This window comes from Actinomyces mediterranea (genome assembly GCF_900155595.1).
Classification (GTDB): domain Bacteria; phylum Actinomycetota; class Actinomycetes; order Actinomycetales; family Actinomycetaceae; genus Pauljensenia; species Pauljensenia mediterranea.
Map to the genome: position 1 here is coordinate 896,223 of NZ_FTPB01000004.1, position 23,057 is coordinate 919,279.

At 65.0% G+C, this 23,057-nt stretch carries 20 protein-coding genes and 1 pseudogene; 15 read left to right on the forward strand and 6 right to left on the reverse strand.

The window, feature by feature from the left end; all coding sequences use genetic code 11:
- The first annotated feature begins 144 nt into the window (after nucleotides 1–144).
- The 8 genes and pseudogenes from BQ7471_RS08030 (at nucleotide 145) to BQ7471_RS08065 (ending at nucleotide 10,371) form a co-directional block, all read left to right on the forward strand.
- The gene (locus BQ7471_RS08030; protein WP_076465448.1) at nucleotides 145–384 is read left to right on the forward strand and encodes an antitoxin VbhA family protein; all 240 of its coding nucleotides are present in this window, start codon (nucleotides 145–147) and stop codon (nucleotides 382–384) included.
- Between the two features lie 4 nt (nucleotides 385–388).
- Entirely contained in the window at nucleotides 389–1,186 is a 798-nt protein-coding gene (locus BQ7471_RS08035; protein WP_076465449.1) for a Fic/DOC family protein, read from the forward strand.
- A gap of 270 nt (nucleotides 1,187–1,456) precedes the next feature.
- Nucleotides 1,457–2,324: pseudogene (locus BQ7471_RS08040) on the forward strand (ADP-ribosylglycohydrolase family protein).
- A gap of 82 nt (nucleotides 2,325–2,406) precedes the next feature.
- Entirely contained in the window at nucleotides 2,407–7,413 is a 5,007-nt protein-coding gene (locus tag BQ7471_RS08045) for a DUF3418 domain-containing protein (protein WP_076465451.1), read from the forward strand.
- 38 nt (nucleotides 7,414–7,451) lie between these two features.
- Complete coding sequence (locus BQ7471_RS08050; RefSeq protein ID WP_076465452.1) at nucleotides 7,452–7,988, forward strand: SprT-like domain-containing protein; 537 nt, start codon at nucleotides 7,452–7,454, stop codon at nucleotides 7,986–7,988.
- Nucleotides 7,989–8,065: 77 nt separating this feature from the next.
- A complete protein-coding gene (locus tag BQ7471_RS08055) occupies nucleotides 8,066–8,785 on the forward strand; it encodes a nitroreductase family protein (RefSeq protein ID WP_076466288.1) in 720 nt (239 codons plus the stop codon).
- Between the two features lie 283 nt (nucleotides 8,786–9,068).
- Entirely contained in the window at nucleotides 9,069–9,623 is a 555-nt protein-coding gene (locus BQ7471_RS08060; RefSeq protein ID WP_076465454.1) for a phosphoribosyltransferase, read from the forward strand.
- Nucleotides 9,624–9,633: 10 nt separating this feature from the next.
- On the forward strand, nucleotides 9,634–10,371 hold the full coding sequence (locus tag BQ7471_RS08065; RefSeq protein ID WP_205408272.1) for a nucleoside/nucleotide kinase family protein: 738 nt from the start codon (nucleotides 9,634–9,636) through the stop codon (nucleotides 10,369–10,371).
- Nucleotides 10,372–10,490: 119 nt separating this feature from the next.
- Here BQ7471_RS08065 and BQ7471_RS11920 read toward each other — a convergent pair whose 3' ends face one another.
- The gene (locus BQ7471_RS11920) at nucleotides 10,491–10,727 is read right to left on the reverse strand and encodes a DUF559 domain-containing protein (protein ID WP_407922695.1); all 237 of its coding nucleotides are present in this window, start codon (nucleotides 10,725–10,727) and stop codon (nucleotides 10,491–10,493) included.
- On the opposite strand from BQ7471_RS11920, the gene BQ7471_RS11680 reads away from it, so the two are divergent.
- Entirely contained in the window at nucleotides 10,671–10,814 is a 144-nt protein-coding gene (locus BQ7471_RS11680; protein ID WP_235821272.1) for a hypothetical protein, read from the forward strand. The two genes, BQ7471_RS11920 and BQ7471_RS11680, sit on opposite strands and share 57 nt — an antisense overlap.
- A 755-nt stretch (nucleotides 10,815–11,569) precedes the next feature.
- Here BQ7471_RS11680 and BQ7471_RS08075 read toward each other — a convergent pair.
- The 5 genes from BQ7471_RS08075 to BQ7471_RS08095 are packed head-to-tail and all read right to left on the reverse strand — an operon-like array spanning nucleotide 11,570 to nucleotide 14,956.
- Complete coding sequence (locus tag BQ7471_RS08075; RefSeq protein ID WP_205408273.1) at nucleotides 11,570–12,055, reverse strand: low molecular weight protein-tyrosine-phosphatase; 486 nt, start codon at nucleotides 12,053–12,055, stop codon at nucleotides 11,570–11,572.
- Between the two features lie 23 nt (nucleotides 12,056–12,078).
- A complete protein-coding gene (mtnN, locus tag BQ7471_RS08080) occupies nucleotides 12,079–12,840 on the reverse strand; it encodes a 5'-methylthioadenosine/S-adenosylhomocysteine nucleosidase (RefSeq protein WP_076465457.1) in 762 nt (253 codons plus the stop codon).
- A gap of 10 nt (nucleotides 12,841–12,850) precedes the next feature.
- Nucleotides 12,851–13,132, reverse strand: a complete 282-nt coding sequence (locus BQ7471_RS08085; RefSeq protein ID WP_076465459.1) for a DUF6301 family protein — start codon at nucleotides 13,130–13,132, stop codon at nucleotides 12,851–12,853.
- Between the two features lie 32 nt (nucleotides 13,133–13,164).
- On the reverse strand, nucleotides 13,165–14,574 hold the full coding sequence (locus BQ7471_RS08090) for a hypothetical protein (protein ID WP_129583389.1): 1,410 nt from the start codon (nucleotides 14,572–14,574) through the stop codon (nucleotides 13,165–13,167).
- The gene (locus BQ7471_RS08095) at nucleotides 14,531–14,956 is read right to left on the reverse strand and encodes a putative T7SS-secreted protein (protein WP_129583390.1); all 426 of its coding nucleotides are present in this window, start codon (nucleotides 14,954–14,956) and stop codon (nucleotides 14,531–14,533) included. Before BQ7471_RS08095 ends, BQ7471_RS08090 begins: the two co-directional genes overlap by 44 nt.
- A gap of 270 nt (nucleotides 14,957–15,226) precedes the next feature.
- On the opposite strand from BQ7471_RS08095, the gene BQ7471_RS08100 reads away from it, so the two are divergent.
- The 6 genes from BQ7471_RS08100 to BQ7471_RS08125 all read left to right on the forward strand — a co-directional run bounded on the left by BQ7471_RS08100 (nucleotide 15,227) and on the right by BQ7471_RS08125 (nucleotide 23,038).
- Nucleotides 15,227–16,897 (forward strand): L-serine ammonia-lyase, iron-sulfur-dependent, subunit alpha, encoded by a 1,671-nt coding sequence (locus BQ7471_RS08100; protein ID WP_076466293.1) that lies wholly within the window; start codon nucleotides 15,227–15,229, stop codon nucleotides 16,895–16,897.
- Nucleotides 16,898–17,387: 490 nt separating this feature from the next.
- On the forward strand, nucleotides 17,388–17,648 hold the full coding sequence (gene nrdH / locus BQ7471_RS08105) for a glutaredoxin-like protein NrdH (RefSeq protein ID WP_076465463.1): 261 nt from the start codon (nucleotides 17,388–17,390) through the stop codon (nucleotides 17,646–17,648).
- A gap of 85 nt (nucleotides 17,649–17,733) precedes the next feature.
- On the forward strand, nucleotides 17,734–18,150 hold the full coding sequence (nrdI, locus tag BQ7471_RS08110; RefSeq protein WP_076465465.1) for a class Ib ribonucleoside-diphosphate reductase assembly flavoprotein NrdI: 417 nt from the start codon (nucleotides 17,734–17,736) through the stop codon (nucleotides 18,148–18,150).
- Nucleotides 18,120–20,276, forward strand: coding sequence for a class 1b ribonucleoside-diphosphate reductase subunit alpha (gene nrdE / locus BQ7471_RS08115; RefSeq protein WP_076465466.1), 2,157 nt, complete (start codon nucleotides 18,120–18,122; stop codon nucleotides 20,274–20,276). Before nrdI ends, nrdE begins: the two co-directional genes overlap by 31 nt.
- A 412-nt stretch (nucleotides 20,277–20,688) precedes the next feature.
- Nucleotides 20,689–21,258 (forward strand): hypothetical protein, encoded by a 570-nt coding sequence (locus tag BQ7471_RS08120; RefSeq protein WP_076465468.1) that lies wholly within the window; start codon nucleotides 20,689–20,691, stop codon nucleotides 21,256–21,258.
- 43 nt (nucleotides 21,259–21,301) lie between these two features.
- Nucleotides 21,302–23,038 (forward strand): ABC-ATPase domain-containing protein, encoded by a 1,737-nt coding sequence (locus BQ7471_RS08125; protein ID WP_076465470.1) that lies wholly within the window; start codon nucleotides 21,302–21,304, stop codon nucleotides 23,036–23,038.
- Nucleotides 23,039–23,057 lie beyond the last annotated feature (19 nt).

Here is a 23,057-nt window from a genome sequence, read left to right on the forward strand (position 1 = left end):
GTTTGCGGGGTCGGCAGCTCCGCGGTCGCGGTGAGGACGTGGCACGCTGGACCGAAACCGATACTGCCCAAAACGGTCGCTAGATCGTTTTCGGGCAAAATGGTAGAACGAGAGATCAGAGTACCGAGAAGGGGAGGCCCTGTCATGGCTGAGAAGTTCGACGTCGAGGACCGTTGGCCTGAACTGTTCGCGCAGCTCGACGGTGCACAGCGCAACGCCGTGCGGCAGGCGCTTGTGGCTGCCTGGCACGAGGGTTGGAAGCCGAACCGTGAGGACGTAGAGAACCTGACCGACGAGGCATGCGGAGCGATTGACGAGACCGAGTACCTGCGTCGGGTACGTGAGGCAGCTCGACGGACCACGCCGGCCGCGATCGCCCACTGAGACCGTGACAACCTTCGACACCTGGGAGTCGTACTTCTACCCGCCCCCGGTCGACACGACGATGCGCAACGTCCAGGACATACGGGACCCCCATGCGTTGCGGGTGTTCGAGTACGGAGCCACGGCTCTGCGGCAGAAACAGCTCTACATGGACCCCTCGATCGTGGCTCACACCTACGACGCCGCCCACGTCCGTGCGATCCACTCTTACCTGTTCCAGGACGTCTACGAGTGGGCCGGTCAGTACCGGAGCGTTAACATGTCGAAGAACTTTTCTTCCTTCGCCGACATCCACACTGGCGAGATTGACCGGTACCTGGTTGACGTGCGTCGTCTTGTTGAGGGCACCAGTTGGGCGAGGCTGGACCGTGACGGCTTCGCACGAGCCAGCGCTGAGGTCTTCGCCTACCTGAACTGGGCACACCCGTTCAGGGAGGGCAACGGACGCACGTCCAAGGTCTTCATGGAGCACGTGGCTGAGCAGTCGCGTTTTACTCTCGATTTCGGTCAGGTAAGTCCCGAGGTGTGGAACCAGGCCAGCATGCTATCAGGGCCCGACCTCGGACACTACGAACCCGTGCCCGACTCACTCGTGCCGGTGTTCCATGCGATCGCGCTCGATCGGCCCACTAGTTTTCGGGCGGTCGGGCCGGGCAGCGTCAGCCATACGCGGTCGCCGCTGAGTGCGAGCTATCCGCAGTCGCCCTCGCAGGCCACCGGGCGGTCTGTCGTCGGCCCGCAACAGCAGCGCGGCGCCTATCGCGCCGGCTATGGAACTGGGTCTCAGGGAGCGGAGCGGTGAACGATTATATGTGAGGCATCAAGATCGTCGCAAAGAAACCAAATGCCTCCACCATGCCGAAATCACCTTTTGCTCAGCTCATCTTCCTCCCGCCCGCCGGACTGCAGGGTAGCGAGGACCGCAGATGCGCATGCCCGCCGATATCCTCTTCCTATGGGGGATCCGGACGCCGCCCACCGGGCGCGGGCTGGGGGATCCCCACCGGAACGGACTGCAGGAAGCGAGAACGCGATGAGCGATGACACGACCCTTGAGGAGCGCGCGCGGGGGATGCTCCTCGGACTCGCGTGCTGCGACGCCCTCGGGACGACGAACGAATTCCTCCCCCGGGAGGAGGCCCTCCGCCTCGCCGGGATCGTCGGCGGCGGCCCTTTCGAACTCGATGCCGGGAAGTGGACGGATGACACCTCGATGGCGCTGTGCCTCGCGGACGCCCTCCTCGACACCGGGCGCTACGACTCCGAGGCCGTGATGAACGCCTACGCCGACTGGCGGTTCAGGGGGCGACGCTCCTCGACGGGGAAGTGCTTCGATATCGGCGCGCAAGTCGCCGCCGCGATCGACGGCTTCCTCGAATCCCGGGGGGCGCTCATCTCAGTGAGCGAACCGCGCACGGACTCCGCCGGCAACGGCTGCATCATGCGCCTCGCGCCGGTCATCATCGCTGGCTTCGCCTCGCGCAGACCGGGAGACATCGTGAAAATGGCGCGCGTGTCCGCTCGTGAGACCCACTACTCATTCGAGGCAGAGGCCGCGACCGAGGTCTTCGCAGCCCTGCTCGTCAACGCCATGCGAGGCCTGAGGAAGGACGCGATCATCGAGGTCTCGTGGGCGCGCCGAGGCCGAGGCCCGCACGACGGGATACGTCATCCACGGCCTTGCACTGGCCGTGCACGGGCTCATGGACTTCGACTCCTTCGAATCGGGCGCCCTGGCGATCGCGAGCCTCGGCGGCGATGCGGATACCAACGCGGCGATCTACGGACAGCTCGCCGGCGCCCACTACGGGGTCGAGGCGATCCCCCGGACCTGGAGGGAGACCGTCTTCGAGGGCGGGGAGATCCTCTCCCTCGCCGATGATCTTCTGGCTTGTCGCATCTGCGAAGAGCTGAGGACCCGCTTCGCCGAAGACCTCTGAGCAGGCACGCACGCTCGTCTTCGCCGGTCGAGGAGGCGGTGCGCGGCGAGCCGCCTCCTTCGCCTTTCGGTAGACTTTCAGGGTGCGAAACGCCCCTGAACCCCGTCGCTCCCGAACCTCGCGCGGCAGCGCCCGGGGCGCTGGCGGCTCTCACCCGAATCGACCGGTCGGCGAGGACGGGCGTCCTCGTCGATCACGAGGCAGGGAACCCGCCCGCACCGAAAAACCCCGCAGACTGCGCCGCGATCTGGCCCGAGCCTTCAAGCCCTTCACCCCTGAACAGCTCGCCGCCCGAGCCGCCGCGATCCCGGTCATCGACTTCCCCGATCTGCCGGTCTCCGCGCGCAAAGATGAGATCGCCGCAGCGATCCGCGACCATCAGGTCGTCATCGTGTCCGGTGAGACCGGGTCGGGCAAAACGACGCAGCTGCCGAAGATCTGCATGCAATTGGGGCGCGGCGTTACCGGCATGATCGGGCACACCCAGCCCAGGCGCATTGCCGCCCGCTCGGTCGCCGACCGCATCGCGCACGAGCTCGGCCAGACGGTTGGCCGAGAGGCGGGGAAGGTCATCGGCTACCAGGTGCGCTTCACCGACGAGGTCGGAGAGACAACCCTCGTCAAGCTGATGACCGACGGGATTCTGCTAGCTGAGATCCAATCCGATCCACTGCTGCGTCGCTACGACACCCTCATCATCGACGAGGCGCACGAGCGCAGCCTCAATATCGATTTCATCCTCGGATACCTGGCGCGCCTGCTGCCCGCCCGCCCCGACCTCAAAGTCATCATCACGTCGGCGACGATCGACTCGACGCGCTTCGCCGCCCACTTCGGCCGCTGGGAGGGGACGCCCGGGCGGGGGATCCTCCTCGAAGCGGCTCCCGTCATTGAGGTGTCGGGGCGTACTTTCCCCGTCGAAGTGCGCTACCGGCCGCTCGCCGCAGACGCCCCCTCCTCGTATACGAGTCAGTCCTCCGATGCTGTGGATGAGGGTGACGCTGAGGCGGGGATGATCCCGGGCCCCGAGCAGTTCGTCCTCGAAGACCCCGATGACGATCTACCGACCCTGGGGTACGGGCTGGGCGACGACATCGACGTCGAACAGGCAATCTGCCACGCCGTCGACGAATTGTGCTCCGAAGGTGACGGCGACATCCTCGTCTTCCTTCCGGGCGAGCGCGACATCCGCGACACCGAGCAGGCCCTCCTCGACCATCTCGGGCCCCGCGCAGTGCGCGCGGGCGACACTGCGAAGGCGCGCTCCTCGGATATCGAGATCGTGCCGCTGTTCGCGCGCTTGTCAGCAGCAGAACAGCAGCGGGTCTTCGAGGACCACCGGCTGCGCCGCATCGTCCTCGCCACGAATGTCGCCGAAACGTCGCTGACCGTACCGGGAATCCGCTACGTCATCGACCCCGGTCTGGCCAGGGTGTCGCGCTATTCGAATCGGACGAAGGTTCAGCGCCTCCCCATTGAGCCCATATCCCAGGCGAGTGCGAACCAAAGGGCGGGCCGATGCGGGCGCGTCGCCGACGGCATCGCGATCCGCCTCTATTCGCAGCGCGACTACGAGTCCCGGCCCCGCTTCACTGAACCGGAGATCCTGCGCACCTCGCTCGCCTCCGTCATATTGCAGATGGCGGCCCTCGGCCTGGGCTCCATCGCAGATTTCCCCTTCCTCGACGCCCCCGATTCGCGGGCCGTGCGCGATGGAATCTCCCAGCTCGTGGAGATCGGAGCGCTCGAGGACGAATCCTCGCCGTCTTCGCGGCGCGACCGTGCTCCCCGTCGTGCATCTGCGCTGCGCCCGGATTCGGCGAGCCACCGTCTCACCGCGATTGGCCGGGATCTCGCGCATCTCCCGATCGATCCACGCCTGGGGAGGATACTGTTTGAAGGCGATGCGAATGGATGCGCGTCAGAGGTCCTCGTCATTGTGGCGGCCCTGTCGATCCAGGACGTCCGCGAGCGCCCCCTCGATCATCAGGCGGCGGCAGATGCCGCACACGCCCGTTTCGCGGACCCGCATTCGGATTTCATCACCTATCTCAACCTGTGGCGCTATCTCAGCGTGTGTCAGCGCGACCTGTCGGGTGCGGCCTTTCGGCGCATGTGTCGCGCAGAGTTCCTCCACTACCTGCGTTTTCGCGAGTGGCGTGACGTGGTCATCCAGCTTACGCAGATGGCCAGGCCACTCGACCTCGATATTCATCCGATCGGGGAGCCCAGCGCCCGCGACGTCATCGAGGCGGCGTCGATCGGAGGCCTCGAAGGGGCGGCGGCGAGAGCCGTCGTCGCCTACACGCAGGGCCACGAGTCTGTGGACGCTGATGAGATTCACCGGTCCCTGCTCGTCGGACTCTTGTCGAACCTGGGGTCCTGGGATGAAGGCAAGCGGGATTATGAGGGCGCCCGCGGCACTCATTTCACGATCTGGCCGGGCTCCGGTCTGGCGAAGTCTCACCCCGCATGGGTGATGACTGCGGAGCTTGTGGAGACCAGCCGCCTTTTCGCGCGCACCGTTGCGCGCATCAAGCCCGAATGGATCGAGCCCCTCGCGAAGAACCTCGTCAAGCGCGTGTATTCGGAGCCGTTCTGGTCATCCTCTAAGGGCGCCGCAATGGTGAAGGAAAAGGTTCTCCTCTACGGGTTGACGCTTGTGGCGGATCGGTCGGTCCTGCTCGGGCGCCTCGACCTCATCATCGACGAGGGCTCGGGAGTGCGCAGGTCGGTCGCTGCGGCGGGCACCCTCGCGGGGATCGCTCAGGGCCTGATCGGCGGCGGTGAGGACGAGGGCCCTCACGATCTGGGTTCTGTGGGCCGTGACTTCCTCGCGATGGCCGAGTGCGGTGAGTGCGACGTGGCAGGTAGTGCCGACGGTTCCACCGCAAAAACGCACACAGTTTCCAGCGGCGAACAGGTAAACGCGGACCAGCACACCGCTCTGACCAGCGACAACACCGACAGCGCTCCGTCAGAGTTGATAGCAAGCGGCGAAACTGTGTGCATTTCTGCGTCTCCGACCGCGCTAACCGCACGCGAGCTTGCCCGCGAGATGTTCATCCGCCACGCCCTCGTCGAGGGTCAGTGGAGGGAGCGCCACCGCTTCCAGTCCCGCAACGACGAGCTCCTCGAACAGGCCCGTGAAGTCGAGCGCCGTTCGCGCACGCACGGACTCGTCGCCGACGAGGAGGCGCGCGCACGATTCTTCGACGACATCCTCCCCGACGACATCGTGTCGGCCGTTCATTTCAACCGCTGGTGGAAGCGCGAGCGCGAGACGCACCCCGATCTGCTCACCTACACCTCCCAACTGCTGCTCCCCCGCGGGACGGGTGGGGACTCCGACGGATTCCCCGACTACTGGGAGTGCGCCGAGCTGCGCCTGCCGCTGTCCTACGAGTTCACACCGGGTTCGGCGCGCGACGGTGTCACGGTGAGGATCCCCATTGAAGTGCTCGAACGCATCAGTGACGAGGGGATGGACTGGCTGGTCCCCGGGATGCTCGACGACCTCGTGACGGAAACGATCCGCGCCCTCACCAAGGCGAAGCGCCGCCTCCTCGCCCCCGCCCCGCAGGTGGGCGCCCAAGCGGCCGAGTGGATGCGCTGCGCCCTCGCGGGCGAGATCGACGAGGAGGAGGCCGCCCCCGTTGGCGCCCCGCCCGAGGAGGCTGATCCGATGAGCCTGTCGGCTGCGATGGACCGTCTCGCAGCGTGGAGTGCGACGACCAGGAAGGCGCGCGCCGACTCGGCGGAGGACACTACCGGAGTTCCCGATGCGCCGCAGGCCGCCCCGACCTCGGGCGTCGACTGGAGCGGGGAGCGCCCCGCCTTCGCCGACGCGTTCCGCACCGCGATGCGCATCCTGCGCGGCGTCGACGTCACCCCCGAAGAGGCGAAGTCTGCTCTCGACCACCTGCCCGACCACCTCAAGATGACCCTCGTCGTCGTCGACCGCACCGGTCGCGAACTCGGCTCGGGGAGCGACCTCGTCGCATTGCAGCGCAAGCTCGCCCGCCGCGCCGATGACGCGATCCGCACGGCGGTGCGCGGAGCGGTCGCCGACGCGATGGAGGACGCGCGCGATCGGAAGGACACGCGCGGCCGTCCCTCGACGGCCAAACCTGACAAGACTTCTTCGACAATGCCACAGGAACTCGATGCGACTGGTTCCCTCCACCTCGACGGGCTCACATCCTTCCCGGATACTCCCCTCCCCCGGTCGATTGACTCCCCGGGGACCCAGATGACGCTGCGCGGATACCCCGCCCTCGTCGCCCAGGGCAGCGCAAACGCCCCCGCTGCGGGCGTGCGCGTCATGGCGAATGCTCAGGAGGCGGATCGTCGCTACCGCGAGGGCCTGGCCCGCCTGCTGCTCCTGCGCGTGCGCCTCGCCGATAAGCGCGTGACGACGCGCTGGACGGGCAGGCAGGCGCTCATGCTCGCCGCCTCGCCTTACGCCGGGATCGGTGCCCTTGTCGCGGATGCACAGTGGGCATCCGCACTCTCCCTCGTTGACGAGCTCTGCGCCGCAGGACCGTCCTCGATTCGCGACGCCGCCGCCTTCGAGGAGGTGGCGGCGCGTGCGCGCAACCTCCACGAAGACCGGGTCTTTGAGATCCTCTCCCACGTGGTGCGCGCCCTCGACGCCCAGTCGGAAGCGGAGTCGGCGATGCGCACCCACACGGAGCCTTCCGTGTCAGAGGTGGTGGCCGATGTGCGCACACAGGTGAGCGCCCTCGTCTACGAGGGGTTCGTCGGCGCCACTCCGGCGTGGGCGCTGCCCCATCTGGCGCGTTATCTGCGTGCGGGCGCTGTGCGCATCGACAGGGCATCCTCGTCTGCGGGGGCCCTGGGACGGGACGTGGAGGATATGGATCGCATCCACTCAGTTGCCGAGAGCCTCGCGGGTGCGCGCGACGACGCCGCTGCGCGCCCCTACGATGCTGCGCTGGCAGCGAGGCTGGAGCAGGCGCGGTGGATGCTCGAGGAACTGCGGGTCTCCTGCTTCGCCCAGCAACTCGGCACCCCTCACAAGGTGTCCTTCAAGCGAGTCCTCAGTCTCATCGAGCAGGCCCGATGAGGGGCGCACCGGCGCGCCGCTCCCTCAGGTGAGCTGCGATGAATCGTGATGAGGCGCGTCTCCAGGCCCGCGCGCTGATGGACGCCGCCGAATTGCACCAGTGGCGTTTCCGCTTCGACTCCGCCAAGCGCAGGGCTGGCTCGTGCGCGCATCGCACGAGGACGATCACCCTGTCCGGGCCGCTCACCGACCTGTACGACGCCGACACTGTACGCGAGGTGATCCTCCACGAGATCGCCCACGCCCTCGTCGGCCCGGAGCACCATCACGACGCCGTCTGGAAGGAGACGGCGCGCAGCCTCGGAGCCCCCGATGATGCCCGGCTGCCCGCGCACCTTCCGACTCCGGCGGCGCCATGGGTGGGGACCTGCCCCGTCTGCGGGTCACGAAAGACGCTGTACCGCGCACCCCGCAGGGTCGTCGCTTGCGGAGCGTGCGCCTGCGCTTTCGACCCCGAGCGGATTCTGCGCTGGACGTTCAATGGCAAAGCGGCAGAACCCGGCGGGGCGTACGCGAAGGAGTTGCGCCGACTGACCGGCCATCGCAGATGGGGGCGGCGCCGCTTGGGGCGCTGATGTCCGCGACTGCCTCCTATCGTCTCCAGCCCGCTTCCTCCCTTTTACCACCGGGCCCGACGACATATAGTGCATTCATGGATTCCGCCGCCTTCTCCGCGCTCGCCGCTTCGCGTCGATCCACTCGCGATTTCCTTCCCGATCCTGTCCCCCATGACGTCCTCGATGAGATCCTCGCGGATGCGACGACGGCTCCGAGCTGGTCGAATACGAGGCCGTACATGCTGGCTCTGGCGACCGGCGAGCGGGCGGACCGTCTGCGCACCGCCTACGTCGCCGCGTGGGAGAAGTCCGCGCCGCTTCACGGCCGCAATAAGGCCGCCGCCGCGAAATCGTTGGCGACGGGGGGCCTGCCGGATGGGGATTTCAAGGCCTGGCACCCCTACCCCGCTGATCTCAAGCCCCGCAGTGTCGAAGTCGGAGTGGGCCTGTACGCCCACCTCGGTATCGGACGCGAAGACAGGGAGCGCAGAGACGCACTGACGCGACGCAACTGTGAGGGCTTCGGCGCACCCGTCATGGGTTTCGTCTTCGGTCACGGCGACTTCATGCCGTGGGCCGCGATGGATGCGGGCCTCATGCTTCAAACCCTGTTCCTCTCCGCGAAGGCGCACGGCGTGGATTCGTGCCCGCTGGGGGTGCTGTCCTACTGGCGCAGTCCCCTTGATGCCGAGTTCGACATCCCATCGCACTACAAGCTGTTGACGGGCTTCGCCCTCGGATATGCATCCGATGAGAGCATCAACGCTTTCGCGGCGCCGCGCCATCCGATCGTCCTCGTCCCGGAGAAGGCCTGACCTGCTCCGGGACATACCAGGTTCCGCCCTCATTGTCACCTTCGGTCAACGGCGGAGCCACGTCGTAAGAACCAACGGTGTTCTCGCACCGATGATGTCAGTCACTGAAGCCAGTGTGATGCTGGTGAGCTGAGCGACCGAAAACATGCCTACGCACCTGACGCTGTTCCTTGTGCTGCGGCGAGTCGCGTGTGCACCGACGGGAGGGCAGTAGGCTGGGTCGTAAGTACCCCGTCGAGTCGGGGCGCGACTCGACATTCAAAGGCACAGCCTCAGGAGCGTCATGACCGACCAACCGACAACGAGCCACCCGGAGAGGAACAAGGACGCCTCGGATGCGCCCGACCGTGAGATTCTCACGTGGACGCTTTTCGGTGAGGCGTCACGCGAACTCACCCGGCAGATCGTTGAGTCCGGGTGGATCCCGGACCTCATCGTCGCGATCGCCCGCGGCGGCCTGATCCCCGCGGGGACGATCTCCTATGCGATGGACGTCAAGGCCTGCGGGACGATGAATGTCGAGTTCTACACCGGTGTCGGTGAGACCCTCGACGAGCCGGTCCTGCTGCCCCCGCTCATGGACGTGTCCGCGATGAACGGCAAGCGCGTCCTCGTCGTCGACGACGTCGCCGATTCGGGCAAGACCCTCAAGATGGTGATGGATCTTATCGACGAGCACGGCCTTTCTCTCGACGGCGAGACCCAGGTGAAGGTCGATGCCCGCTGCGCCGTCGTCTACAAGAAGCCCGTGTCCATCATCGAACCGGACTACGTGTGGCGTGAGACCTCCAAGTGGATCAACTTCCCCTGGTCGACGCTCCCCGTCATCACCGCCTGACCCCTTCACAATGATGAGGAACGAGGACGAGGCGGGGCGCCCCTTCGAGGAGGGGAAGCGCAGCTGCAGCGAGGTGACCGCCCCGCGCGCTCATTCGGGTGAGCGCGCCCTCGCCTCCCTGTCAGTCGCTCAGCAGGTCGCCGACCTTGTCCTCCACCGGCTCGCCCGAGGCGAGGAACTCCGCATCCTCGGGATCACCGGGCCTCCGGGTACAGGGAAGACGACTGTTGCCCAGCTCACTGCGGAGATCCTCGTATCCGTGGGTGTCGAAGTCGCGGGTCTCGCCCCGATGGACGGCTTCCACCTGTCGAATGCTGTCCTCGACGACCTCGATCGACATGGGCGCAAGGGGGCGCCCGATACTTTCGACGTGTGGGGATTCGCGGCGATGCTGCGCCGCATCCACGAGGCTGAACACCCGGTCCTCGCCCCCGATTACAGGCGCGACCTGCACGAGCCGATCGCTGCTGGGATTCTGCTCGACACTAGGGGGATCGTCATCACCGAGGGCAATTATCTTGCCCTCGACCTGCCCGGATGGTCGGGTGCCCGCGAGTCGATCGATTTCCTCGTCCATATCGATACCCCCGACGTCGCCGTCTACCGGCGCCTCATCGCTCGCCACGAGGCCTTCGGGAAGGACCGGGCGGCTGCGGCTCATTGGGTGCGCACAGTGGACGCGCCGAATATTGCCCTCGTGCAGTCCTGCGCGAGCCGTGCGGACGCCGTCGTCTCCGCCGACCGCTAAAACGCACACAGTTTCCCGGCTACGGGTGTGCTGATGCAGATCCTCGATCTATGGTCGAGCAGTTCAAGGCATGTTTGTGTCACGTGCTCGTCTGCTGTTGGCAAGAAACTGTGTGCGTTTTAGCGGAGAGCCCCGGCTGACATGCTGGTCGTGAGTGCATGTGAGCGCACCGCGAGCACCTCTGTGACGAACCGATTCGAGTTCATCACCGTGTCGAAGTCGAATCTCAACACTACGTACCCGAGCGCGCTCAAACGCCTATCCCGCGCAAGATCCTTCTCCCTCTGTTCCTTCGATTGATGAAAGCGCCATCCGTCAAGCTCAATGACGACGCAGTCGAAAACCACCAGATCCACTTCACCGACTCCGGGAATAACGACAGCGACTCGACTGCTGATCCCCGCATCCTCGAGCTGCATGCGCGCGCACGTCTCGAGGATTGATCGCGATCCGCTAACCGACCTCGATACTGCGACGCGAAGAGAGGGAACCGACGGCCCGCGCTCAGGAATGCGCAGTTCTGAGATGTCGCACAGCCCCTGAGTTCTCGCAGAATCGAGCATGGCAACAGCGCTTTGTAGCGACACACACTGACAGGCTCGCTCGAGGACACTCCCGATGTCGGCGAGCCACGGGCGTGCGGCATCCTCATCAATCTTGCTCTCCCGATGGATTCGAACATCGTCCAAGCGTCGACTCCGACTCATATGAATCGCTCGATTCCGAGGCACCGCGAGATGCGTATGTGGATCACGATCCTGCGGTAGTAGAGGGAGGTCAAACAATGCTGCGGCGCTGCAGCAGGTGACCACTGCGTTGTACACGGACGCTCTGACCCTGTCGATTCCAATACTCCCCTCCAGAAAGATCCACCCGCGGTAGACACCGATTCCTGGCGGGATCGATTGAAGCGACAGCCCATTATGAACAAGCGGGGCCAATCGCATAATGCCGCCGCTCGCAATCAGTTTCTCGAAGAGCTCCATACTTCGATCATGACGAGGAATTGAGCGTAGCGCACTACTCGGATGACGGCTGTGGATAATTCTGTCATCAGCGTCGTCTCCGCCGACCGCTAAAACGCACACAGTTTCCCGGCTACGGGTGTGCTGATGCAGATCCTCGATCTATGGTCGAGCAGCTCAAGGCATGTTTGTGTCACGTGCTCGTCTGCTGTTGGCAAGAAACTGTGTGCGTTTTAGCGGGTGAGGGAGCGCAGGTGGCCGGCGAGATACGGGGTAGTCCGCTCGATTACAGCGAGTGTCTCCACGAAATCGTCATGTCCCCCGTACCACGGGTCAGGCAGGTCCAGGTCCATCCGAGTCGCCTCGGGGTCGAAGTCGCGGAACATGCGCACATCCGTCACGGGCCCGCTGCTCCCCGGCGGATTGTTGAACGCATTGAGGATGCGCCGGTGCCGGTCGGTCATGGCGAGGACGAGGTCCCACGAGCCCATTTCCGCGGGGCTGATCCGACGCGCACGACGGTCGGGCACCCCGTGTCCCGCTTCGCGCAGGACTCGCGCGGCCCGAGGATCGATCGGGTTGCCCTCCTCCTCATCAGAAACCCCCGCCGAATCGACTTCCACATCGAGCCCGGCTTCGGCCACGGCTTCGGCGAGCACCTGGTGTGCCATGGCGGACCGACAGATATTGCCGGTGCAGACCATGAGGACGCGGATCATGTCGAGACCTTTCCGGGGTCGATTCAGCGGGTGAGGGCGAGGAAGGATCGGACGGCGTGCGCGCTGCGGGCGGCCGCAGCCCCGCCATCCATGTGGAAGTCCTGGTCGGCCTGCGGTCCGCACAGGTCCGACACGGCGCGCAGGCTCACCCAGTCCACTGCCGACGCCCATGCGACTTGCGCCATTGCGCAGGTCTCCATATCCGCTGCGATCGCGTCGGGGAACCTGTCGCGCACGGCGTCTGCAAAGGGCGCAGTGACGAACGAGTCCGAGGATACGATCCTGCCGGTCATCATCGGGACGTCGATGTGTTCGCTCAGCTGTTCGAGGGCTGCGCCCACGGTAGCGGAGGAGCGGTAGTCGACGGGCATCTGCGGCACCTGCCCCCTCTCGTATCCGAAGGCGGTGGCGTCCGCCGCCCCGTAGATCGCGGTGGTCCCCGCAGCGATGTCGCCAACATTGATGGTGCGCGCGAGTCCGCCGGTGGTCCCCGCTGCGATGACGATGGGCGCGTCGACGAGGCCGAGAGCGCGTGCGGTTGCGCTGGCGGCGTTGGCGAGGCCGATCCCCGAGGTGATGACGAGGACGCGCGCGGAGTCGAGGCGCCCGAGGACTCCTCGTTGTACGGCGCGCCCATCCGCGCCCCACGTGATGGTTCGCGGCTTAGTGTGCGGGCTGTCCGAATCGGCGGCGAGCACGTCGAGGAGGGGGGCGGCCTCCATACTCATGGCGCACTGGATGACGGCGTCGACTCGTGCGCGGGCAGGAGGTGGCGCACTGGTCATGGGCGTCAGTTTACGGGACGCAGACCACCTGGTTAGCCTCGCACCCCCGATCAGCCAGAGTCGTGAGCTGAAACTCCACATCGCCGGGTTCGCCGTTGAACATGGCGAATCCGCAGTCGACTTCTGTGTCTGCAAGATCGCTGTAGTAGTTCTCCGGATCGTCACTTGCTCGCCAGCCCACCGACACAGCAATCGCCTGCCCCTGCTCACGCGTTAAAGGCCAGGGGGCGTTGGTCCACGCGTGGATGAGCTCGAGACACCGAGCAGCGGGCAGTGTGCGGAAGTCGGTCATGAGGTGTTCTCCTTGATGGTGGGGGGCAGGGGTTAGGGGTGGAGGTGGGTGGTGACTCGGGGGTGGAGGTGGGTGGTGACTCGGGTGGTGAGTTCGGCAAGGACGCTGGTGGGCATATCGAACGGTAGAACATCTATGGGGGTAATCTCAGGGGTCTTGGTGTAAATGACCCGCAGCTCCACCGCAAGCCTCCCATCAGCCAGCCTGTCCCACACCTGTGGGGAGTCGGCCATGTACTGAATGACCCGGGGATCTGTGAGCATCCGGTCCCTGGTATACGCGGCACTTCCCTGGCAGGCGTGTCCCTCCAACAGGGACGTCACCGGTGTGGTGCTCAATGTCGAGGTCACTCCTTTGAACTCCCCAACGATCAATGTGCTCTGATCAGCTGACAGTGCTAACCCATCAATACGCAACCGCCCCGGAGAACTCGCCGTAAAGGAAGGGACCGCGCTAGCGTCCAGGCTGTCCAGGTGAGCCCACCCGCCCACCTCACCAATCCTCTCCGACACGCCCGTCAGGCCAGCACGCGCCGAGGATGCAGCATCCGCAAGATCAGCGAGACGGTCGCGGGTACGCGGGCTGACGCCGTCTTTCTTGAGGCGTTCGAGTGTGTCGGCGACCCTGGTGCGGGTGAAGTCTGTGAGGGTATAGCCCTCGGGGAGGGCGTCGGCGAGGGTGTGTTGGGCGTGGTCGCGGGCAGCGATGAGGGTCTCACGCTTAGCGAATAGGGCCGCGACTTTCCCTTCGCCTGAGGATACGATGATGCGGCTGGCGCGCAGGTGGGCGACCAGGGTCGACATGCTATGAGCGACCCGCGACATCACCCCAGTCGTCGTCGACACCGGTCGGGCGAGTGCACCCGCTACTGTGGATGTTCCTGTTCGTACTACCGTCAGCGTGCGGACGCCCACACCTGCTAGACCGCCAGCCGCTGTCCACGCGCCACGCACACCCCTCAGGCCCTTCAGGCCCCCCACAACACCGCGGACGCCGCCCAATCCGATGCATCCGAGGGCGGCGAAGATGATGGATACGATGGCGTGTGTCCAGGATTGTTCTCCGGTGGCGGCCAAGATGATGTTCGCGATGGCGGCAATAATCCCTGCCAGTGCGGCAATAGATAACAACGCCCCCGCAAGGGCTTGCCCGATGACGGGGATCCAGCACACGAGCAAGGCGAGGATGCCCGCAATAGCGGCAACGGCTTCACTGATCTTCGCGATCCACCCAAGAGCCGCAGCACCCCAGTTGTCCCACCACGAATCATGGAGCCCATCAGCGCCGGTCGCCGCCTCGATGGCGTCAATGGCCTGTTGGGCCGCGGTGTCTCGGTCGGCTACCGCCTGGTCAACAATCTGCCGCTGCGCATCAAGCCGCCCCTGGGCAACAGCGGCCTCATCCGCCTGCGCCGACGCCAAGCGCGTGTAGCGCACACTCACCCCCACCACTGTCATCGGTGGCGGTGCGGTATTCGTCAGCGAGCCCCTGATAGTGGGCTTTCATCCGGTTCGCCTCATCCAACTCCGATTTTGCGTCCCTGGCCGCATACAACGCGTTCAACGTGTCGGTCTGGACCCGATCCAACACCTTCGCGTAAGAATCCAACGCATCCGCGGCCACCCGAAACCGGTTCTCCGCCTTCACCACCCCATCAACAATCATGTCACGCGACTCCAACAGTGCCGCAACTGACTCCGCGCGACTCGACCCGGCCTCCAATGCTCGAAGGCTCTGCGCGCACCGATTGATCACATCCGCCACCTGCCGATACCGCGCCGCCCCATCAGCGACCACCACCGGATCACCCGGAACAGGATCCACACTTCGCCCCACCACCGACCAATCAGAAGACCGAACCGACACCCACACCCACCCCGACTCCTTCCAACCAATCGAAAACCCGCCAACAACCTAATACAGGACAACACCACCCCCACCACCACGGAAAAGAAGAAACAGACACCGCAGAGGACAAACAGAACCACCACATACACCGTAATCATCCCACACCCACCCTCACAAGACTGCCCCCGCGCAGACACAACAGACGACAAGAACAGATGCCTTGACGGGCAGTGGACAATGGTCGGCATGGATTATCCGGCAACCGGCCGGGCGGCCGCACCCGACCTCTTCGCCCCCGGCTCCCCCACTCCCGCCGCCCTCGTCTCGGGGGAGGTGCCCTCGTCGAAGGCCGCCCATCCGCTGTCGGTATTCGACATGTTCCGCATCGGTATCGGCCCGTCCTCGTCGCACACCGTCGGCCCGATGCGAGCGGCCCTCGCCTTCACCGCTGAACTGGCCGCCCTGGGCTCGCCCTCTCGGATCACTATCGACTTCTTCGGCTCTCTTGGGGCGACGGGGCGCGGCCACTCGACGGATCGCGCGGTACTGCTCGGACTGGCGGGCCACGACCCGGAGTCCGTCGACATCACCACCGTTGAATCGACCCTTCCGCTGCTCGCCGACACCGGACGGCTGTGCCTGCCCGGCGACAGGAGCGTCCCCTTCGACATCGACCGCGATATCCGCTTCCTTCCGCGCACAGTCCTGCCCTACCACGTCAATGCGTTGACGATCAGCGCTTTCGACGCCGAGCGCGTCATTCTGGCCCGGACCTATTACTCGGTCGGCGGCGGCTTCGTCATGATGCAGACGAATGACGACCCCTCCCGTCCCGAAGTCGCCTCCCTGGCCTCCCCCCGCATCGGCGCCTCCATTGACGTCGAGGCGCCTCACCCCTTCTCCACGGGGGCGCAACTGCTCGCGCACTGCGCGGCCTCCGGCCTGCGCGTCTCGGATGTCGTGCGGGCGAACGAAGAAGCGATCCGTCCTCGGCAGGTTCTCAACGACTATCTCGACCTCGTCGCAGACACCATGTTCGACTGTGTCAACGAGGGGGCGAGCGCTCAGGGGATGCTGCCGGGCGGACTCGACGTTCCGCGGCGCGCACGCGCACTGTCCGCGAAGCTCGCGGCGAGGGCGGCGTCGACGATGATCCCCACGGCGGGGTCGGCGTGGGCGGCGACACCGGACGATCCGATGCGCGCGATGGACTGGGTGAATCTGTTCGCCCTGGCGGTCAATGAGGAGAATGCGGCGGGTCATCGGGTGGTGACGGCTCCGACGAATGGTGCCGCCGGGGTGATCCCCGCAGTCCTGGGCTATCTCGTGACCTTCTGCCCAGAGGCGGGCGTGAGTGTCGGAGCGGGGGCCGGGCCATGTGATGCCGTCGCGGCGCGCACGCCGCTCGCCCCCTATAGGCTCGCCTCCCCCGGCAGCCCCCGCGGACGGACCCGGGGGGAGGCGCATGCCCGGCGGCGCCGGGTCGTCCACGACTTCCTCCTCGCTGCGACCGCCATCGGCGGGCTCATTAAGACGAATGCATCGATTGCGGGAGCCGAGGTCGGCTGTCAGGGCGAGGTCGGCTCGGCCTCGGCGATGGCGGCGGCGGGTCTGGTCGATGCCCTGGGCGGCAGTCCCGAACAGGTGGAGAACGCCGCGGAGATCGCGATGGAGCATTCTTTGGGCCTGACTTGTGATCCGGTGGCGGGCCTCGTGCAGATCCCCTGCATTGAGCGCAATGCGATCGCGGCGGTGAAGGCGATCAATGCGGCGCGCATGGCCCTGTGGAGTGACGGGCGCCATACGGTGTCCTTCGACGCCGTCATCGAGACGATGCGCCAGACCGGCAACGACATGTTGTCGAAGTACAAGGAGACCTCTGCGGGCGGCCTCGCCGTTAATGTCGTCGAATGCTGAGGTGCCACTGCATCTAGGGGGAGGTCGTATTAGCGGACCACTAGATGTAGGGGCGCGCGGGCGCGACACGCCGGTGTCGACGAAGACTTCCCGAGCTCTTCACAGGGACTCGCCATCGAATTATCCACATGGTTGTGCACTAACTGTGCACACTCCCTCCACAAGTGCGGAGAGAAACCGACGCAGCGAACCGAGTTTCCGAATCGGCTGTTTTCTGCGCCGCTGAGATGGTGCCGGGGATACCCGCGCCGTTCGGAACAGTCGTTCCATGCGCGCTCGGTCACTGAATTCACACGGTGTCCACAAGCCTCGTGACAGCGACCCACAACCCTCTCCGCGCGACACGCCAAACACAATATCTTGGGGTCGTAGCACTCGCCCACCACGAGGTGTAGTGTTATCCCTATCTTCGCGGAGCCGACGAGCACCGCGACGCCCGCCCGGCGGATATGTCCCATATCCGCTTCCGCTGTGAACACAGGAGACACCGATGACGATCACCGTCTACTCCAAGCCCCGCTGCCCCCAGTGCGACGCCACCTACCGCGCCCTCGACAAGCAGGGGCTGGATTACACCAGCATCGATGTCACCGAGGACACCGACGCTCTCGTCTACATCAAGGACCTCGGCTACCAGCAGGCCCCCGTCGTCATCGCGGGCGACAACCACTGGAGCGGTTTCCGCCCCGACCGCATCAAGGCGGTCGCTGCAATGGTTGAAGCAGCCCCTGTCGCAGTCGGTCAGATCTGACAGCCCTGTCCCGGCCGCTGCGCGGCCGGGACTTCGTGCGTTCACGCCCCGACGGGTGTGCCGACCCTTGTACGGAAGGATTCGAATGGTTCACGTCGTCTACTTCTCGTCCGCGACCGGCAACACCCACCGTTTCGTTGAGAAGCTCAATGTCACGGCCGACCGCATCCCCCTGCGCCGCACGGATGAGCCGTTGCACGTATCGGAGCCCTACGTCCTCATCGTGCCGACCTACGGCGGGGGAAATCTCAAGGGCGCGGTCCCCAAGCAGGTCATCGCCTTCCTCAACGACCCGGAGAACCGCCGTCATTGCGTCGGCGTGATCTCCTCGGGGAACACGAACTTCGGCACCGCGTACTGCCTCGCCGGAGACATCGTCGCGGCGAAACTGGGCATCCCCCACATGTACAAGTTCGAACTCCTCGGCACCTCCGAGGACGTCTTACGAGTTCGCGAAGGACTGGAACAATTTTGGCAGAGAATCTCACCGACACAGGCGTAGAAGACATCCGCAGCCCCGAGCTGGACTATCACGCGCTCAACGCTCGACTCAACCTCTACGACGCGGATGGGCGCATCCAATTCGATGCGGACCGCATGGCTGCGCGTCAGTACTTCCTCCAGCACGTCAACCAGAACACCGTGTTCTTCCACGACCTCGAGGAGAAGCTCGCCTACCTGGTCGAAGAGGGCTACTACGAGGCCGAAGTCCTCGCCCAATACGACCCCGAAGACGTCAAGGCCCTGTTCAAGCAGGCCTACGCCCACAAGTTCCGCTTCCCGACATTCCTCGGCGCATTCAAGTACTACACCTCGTACACCCTCAAGACCTTCGACGGCAAGCGCTACCTCGAACGCTTCGAGGACCGCGTCACCATGGTCGCCCTCTACCTCGCGCGCGGCGACGTGGAACTCGCGAAGAACCTCGTCGATGAGATGATGACGGGCCGCTTCCAGCCCGCCACCCCGACCTTCCTCAATGCGGGCAAGGCGGCGCGCGGCGAACTCGTCTCCTGTTTCCTCCTGCGCATCGAGGACAATATGGAGTCGATCGCCCGCGGCATCAACTCGGCCCTGCAGCTGTCTAAGCGGGGCGGCGGCGTCGCCCTGTCCCTGACGAATCTTCGCGAGGCCGGTGCGCCGATCAAGAAGATCGAGAACCAGTCGAGCGGCGTCGTGCCGGTCATGAAGCTCCTCGAAGACTCCTTCTCCTATGCGAACCAGCTCGGGGCCCGTCAGGGTGCGGGCGCCGTGTACCTGCACGCCCACCACCCCGACATCATGAGCTTCCTCGACACCAAGCGCGAGAACGCCGACGAGAAGATCCGCATTAAGACGCTCTCCCTCGGCGTCGTCATCCCGGACATCACCTTCGAGTTGGCGCGCAATAACGAGGACATGTACCTCTTCAGCCCCTACGACGTTGAACGCGTCTACGGGGTACCCTTCACGGAGATCTCCGTGACCGAGAAATACCGGGAGATGGTCGACGACGGGCGCATCCACAAGAAGAAGATCAACGCCCGCCGTTTCTTCCAGACCCTCGCCGAAATTCAATTCGAGTCCGGCTACCCCTACATCCTCTTCGAAGACACGGTGAACCGCGCGAACCCCATTAAGGGCCGCATCACCATGTCGAACCTGTGCTCGGAGATCCTGCAGGTCTCCGAGGCCTCGACCTACAACGATGACCTGTCCTACTCCCACATCGGCAAGGACATCTCCTGCAACCTCGGCTCGCTCAATATTGCGAAGACCATGGACTCCGAGGACTTCTCGAAGACCGTGGAGACCGCGATCCGCGGCCTCACCGCCGTCTCCGACCTCTCCGACATCCAGTCGGTGCCTTCCATCGCCCGCGGCAATGCGATGAGCCACGCGATCGGCCTGGGGCAGATGAACCTGCACGGCTACCTCGCACGCGAACACGTCATGTACGGCTCACCCGAAGCCCTCGACTTCACGAACATGTACTTCCTCACCATCGCCTACGAGGCAATCAAGGCGTCCTGCCTCATCGCTAAGGAGCGGGGCGTGCGCTTCGAGGGCTTCGAGGATTCGACCTATGCGAGCGGCGAATACTTCGACACGTACATCAACGGCATGTGGGAGCCGACGACGGACAAGTGCCGCGAACTGCTCGCCAAATCCTCGATCCGCGTCCCCACAGCCGATGATTGGCGGGCGCTCGCCGCAGACGTCAAAGAGTTCGGCATGTACAACCAGAACCTCCAGGCGATCCCGCCGACCGGTTCGATCTCGTATATCAACAACTCGACCTCGTCGATCCACCCGATCGTGTCGCGCATCGAGATCCGCAAGGAGGGCAAGATCGGGCGCGTCTACTACCCGGCGCCGTATATGACGAATGAGAATCTCGACTACTACGTGGACGCTTACGAGGTCGGCCCCGAGGCGATCATCGACACGTACGCGGTGGCGACGCAGCACGTCGATCAGGGTCTGTCCCTCACGCTGTTCTACCCGGACACGGTGACGACTCGCGACCTCAACAAGTCCTATATCTACGCGTGGCGCAAGGGCATCAAGACGATGTACTACGTGCGCCTGCGCCAGATGGCCCTCGAGGGCACCGAAGTCGCCGGCTGCGTGTCCTGTATGCTGTGACGTCTGGTGACATTTGTCAACAGATAATCGAGATTGGAAAGGAGGGGCGATGAGCGGATCTGGAAGCAGGACATGTTCCATTTGCGGACAATCCGGACACGACAGGCGGACTTGCGATGTTCCAGCGAATGCTGGGCGCTGTAGCGTTTGTGATTATCGGGGTCACGACAAGTGGAACTGTCCAAATAAGGTAAGTAACTTCGGAATAGGGCTTCTCGTCTCGGGGGTTTCCCCGGACAAGAAACCGTTTCTACGAACAACAGTCGGTCCCGTCCTCGTTACGAGGGCGGGACCGCCGCTGTCAGGGTCGCCGTCGGGGAGCGGAATCCGGGCACGATCAGGGGGATTCCCAATGGTGAGGGCGAATCCTCGTTAATAGGATGGTGACAGTCCTCTTGAGAAAGGCATTCACATGTCCACCCCGCAGCCCGCCTCCTCCCCCATTGAAGAACCGGGCGTCCCCCCGACGACCCAGTACCCCACCGATCAGGTGCCGCCGACCCAGCAGATGCCCGCCGACCAGAACGCGGCACCGCAGGGTCCCGACGCGCCACCGGTCTTCACCCAGCACGCCGACGGGGCTGGAACCTCGCCCTCCTCCCACGCCTACGATCCTCACGGCGGCATGCCCCAGTGGGATCAGCCCCCGTACACGGGGGCCGCGTACACCCCGCGCCCGGGCTGGAACACGGTTGAGCGCCTGCGCAACAACTCCGTCATCTGCCTCGTTCTCGGAATCCTCAGCTTCGTGGGATTCGGCCCCCTGACGGGTATCCCCGCGTGGATCTGGGGACACTCCATCATCAACGAGGCGCGCTCCCTGGGCATCGGCGACGATGTCGTGTCGAATGCGAAGATCGGCAAGATCCTCGGCATCGTTTCCACGGTGATCTTCATCGGTCTGATCCTCATCAGCGTGTTCTTTCTGGTGATCATGTTCGGCCTGATTGCCGCATCGGCATCGCAGGGCTTCATCCTGTGAGCCGATGACGCTCAGCCATGGCGTAGGTGACTAATGTAAGGGTATGACGCCTCGCTCAGACTTCGACCGCCTCCGACGACGCAGCGGCTCCGACCAGGATCTCATCTCCTCCCTGCGCCGCATGGATTCGCGCCCCTATGGGACTTACAAGTCGGTGACGGGAGACTGGGACTACGGGGACTTCACCCTGTCCATTGATCGCGTCCAGTCCGACCCTTACGCCCCGCCCTCGCACCTGCGGGCGAGCACGAAACCCGCGACGATGGGTCTGCCCGACGAGGCCCTCGCTTCATCGGCGGCGCGCCTGGCGACCGCAGATTTCCTCGTACGCAGTTTCGAGACGGCGATCAGGAACCGCGAGTGCGGGGGCACCGTCCGGATCGCCCACCCCGGCCAGGAGATCCTCCAGCGCTCGGCGGCCACCGTTATGCCCGATCATGTGGAGATCCGCTTCCAGGTGCAGCTACCCGCCAGGGGTCGCTCCATCCGGGGGCACGAGGCCGCCCGCCTTTTCGACGTCGATGTGCCCAATATTGTGATGGACTGCTTCGACTTCGTGTCCGACGATGAGATCACCGACCTGTCCCGCAAGGCGCTCCTCGCCCACATCGGAGCATACGAGGACCACCGCGCCCTCCAGGACGCGCTGGCCGATAAGGGGTGGGTGGCATTCGTCGCCGACGGGTCCGTCCTCGCCCGCAAGTCCGGGATCTCGCAGCTGCCGATGGACTCCGACCAGGCCATTGCCTTCGAATCGCCCGACTCGATGCGCGCCACCGTCTCCTTGCCCCATGCGGGCGAGGTGTCGGGCATGGCGATCACCCCGGGTGTCACTCTGATCGTCGGAGGCGGCTACCACGGCAAATCAACCCTGCTCGGCGCCCTCCAGCGCGGCGTCTACGCCCACGTCCCGGGCGACGGGCGCGAACTCGTCGCAACAACGCCCGACGCCATGAAGATCCGCGCCGCCGACGGGCGCTCTGTGACGGGCGTCGACGTGTCTCCCTTCATCATGCACCTGCCCGGCGGCGCCGATACGACGCGCTTCTCCACTCAGAACGCCTCGGGGTCGACGTCTCAGGCCGCGTCGATCATGGAGGCGGTCGAACTGGGCTCTCCGCTGCTCCTCATCGACGAGGACACCTCTGCGACGAATCTGCTGATCCGCGATGCGCGCATGCGCGCCCTCGTCGCCGCCGACAGGGAGCCGATCACACCGCTGGTTGACCGCATCGGCGCCCTCTCGTCGGAGAAGCAGGTGTCGACGATCCTCGTCATGGGCGGCTCGGGCGACTACTTGGACGTCGCCGACCGCGTCCTCATGCTCGACACCTACCGGTGCGTCGATGTCACCGACCGTGCACGCGAGGTCGTCGCCGAAATGCCGCGAGAACGCAACGACGAAGGCGGCCTCGCATCGGCGGCCCCGCGTTGCCCGACCAGGATTCGCGGCGGAGAGTCCCGCCCGAAGACGAAGTCCTCGGGACTCGACGAAGTCGTTCTCGACCGGCAGATCGTCTCCCTGGCGGACGTCGAGCAGATCGTCGACCCCGGCCAGACGGAGGCCATTGCGTGGATGATGCGCGGGATCCTCGAACAATTCGCCAATGGCGAGCTCCCCGTTCCGGAGTTGCTCACGCGTGTGGAGCGGCGGGTGAATTCCGAGGGTTTGGACGCCGTCGTCAAATTCGGGGCCAGGGAGTTCCCCGCGCATCTGGCGAGGCCCCGCCTGGTGGATGTGGGTGCGGCGATCAACCGATACCGGGCGCTCCACCTCTGAGCCCCGTATTCTGAGCCGA

Excerpts from the sequence above, each read along its gene's own strand:
- BQ7471_RS08030 (WP_076465448.1), top strand. The coding sequence starts at position 145 with ATGGCTGAGAAGTTCGACGTCGAGGACCGTTGGCCTGAACTGTTCGCG.
- BQ7471_RS08050 (WP_076465452.1), top strand. The coding sequence starts at position 7,452 with ATGAATCGTGATGAGGCGCGTCTCCAGGCCCGCGCGCTGATGGACGCC.
- BQ7471_RS08055 (WP_076466288.1), top strand. The coding sequence starts at position 8,066 with ATGGATTCCGCCGCCTTCTCCGCGCTCGCCGCTTCGCGTCGATCCACT.
- BQ7471_RS08060 (WP_076465454.1), top strand. The coding sequence starts at position 9,069 with ATGACCGACCAACCGACAACGAGCCACCCGGAGAGGAACAAGGACGCC.
- BQ7471_RS08065 (WP_205408272.1), top strand. The coding sequence starts at position 9,634 with ATGATGAGGAACGAGGACGAGGCGGGGCGCCCCTTCGAGGAGGGGAAG.
- BQ7471_RS11680 (WP_235821272.1), top strand. The coding sequence starts at position 10,671 with ATGAAAGCGCCATCCGTCAAGCTCAATGACGACGCAGTCGAAAACCAC.
- BQ7471_RS08075 (WP_205408273.1), bottom strand. The coding sequence starts at position 12,055 with ATGATCCGCGTCCTCATGGTCTGCACCGGCAATATCTGTCGGTCCGCC.
- mtnN (WP_076465457.1), bottom strand. The coding sequence starts at position 12,840 with ATGACCAGTGCGCCACCTCCTGCCCGCGCACGAGTCGACGCCGTCATC.
- BQ7471_RS08085 (WP_076465459.1), bottom strand. The coding sequence starts at position 13,132 with ATGACCGACTTCCGCACACTGCCCGCTGCTCGGTGTCTCGAGCTCATC.
- BQ7471_RS08100 (WP_076466293.1), top strand. The coding sequence starts at position 15,227 with ATGGATTATCCGGCAACCGGCCGGGCGGCCGCACCCGACCTCTTCGCC.
- nrdH (WP_076465463.1), top strand. The coding sequence starts at position 17,388 with ATGACGATCACCGTCTACTCCAAGCCCCGCTGCCCCCAGTGCGACGCC.
- nrdI (WP_076465465.1), top strand. The coding sequence starts at position 17,734 with ATGGTTCACGTCGTCTACTTCTCGTCCGCGACCGGCAACACCCACCGT.
- BQ7471_RS08120 (WP_076465468.1), top strand. The coding sequence starts at position 20,689 with ATGTCCACCCCGCAGCCCGCCTCCTCCCCCATTGAAGAACCGGGCGTC.
- BQ7471_RS08125 (WP_076465470.1), top strand. The coding sequence starts at position 21,302 with ATGACGCCTCGCTCAGACTTCGACCGCCTCCGACGACGCAGCGGCTCC.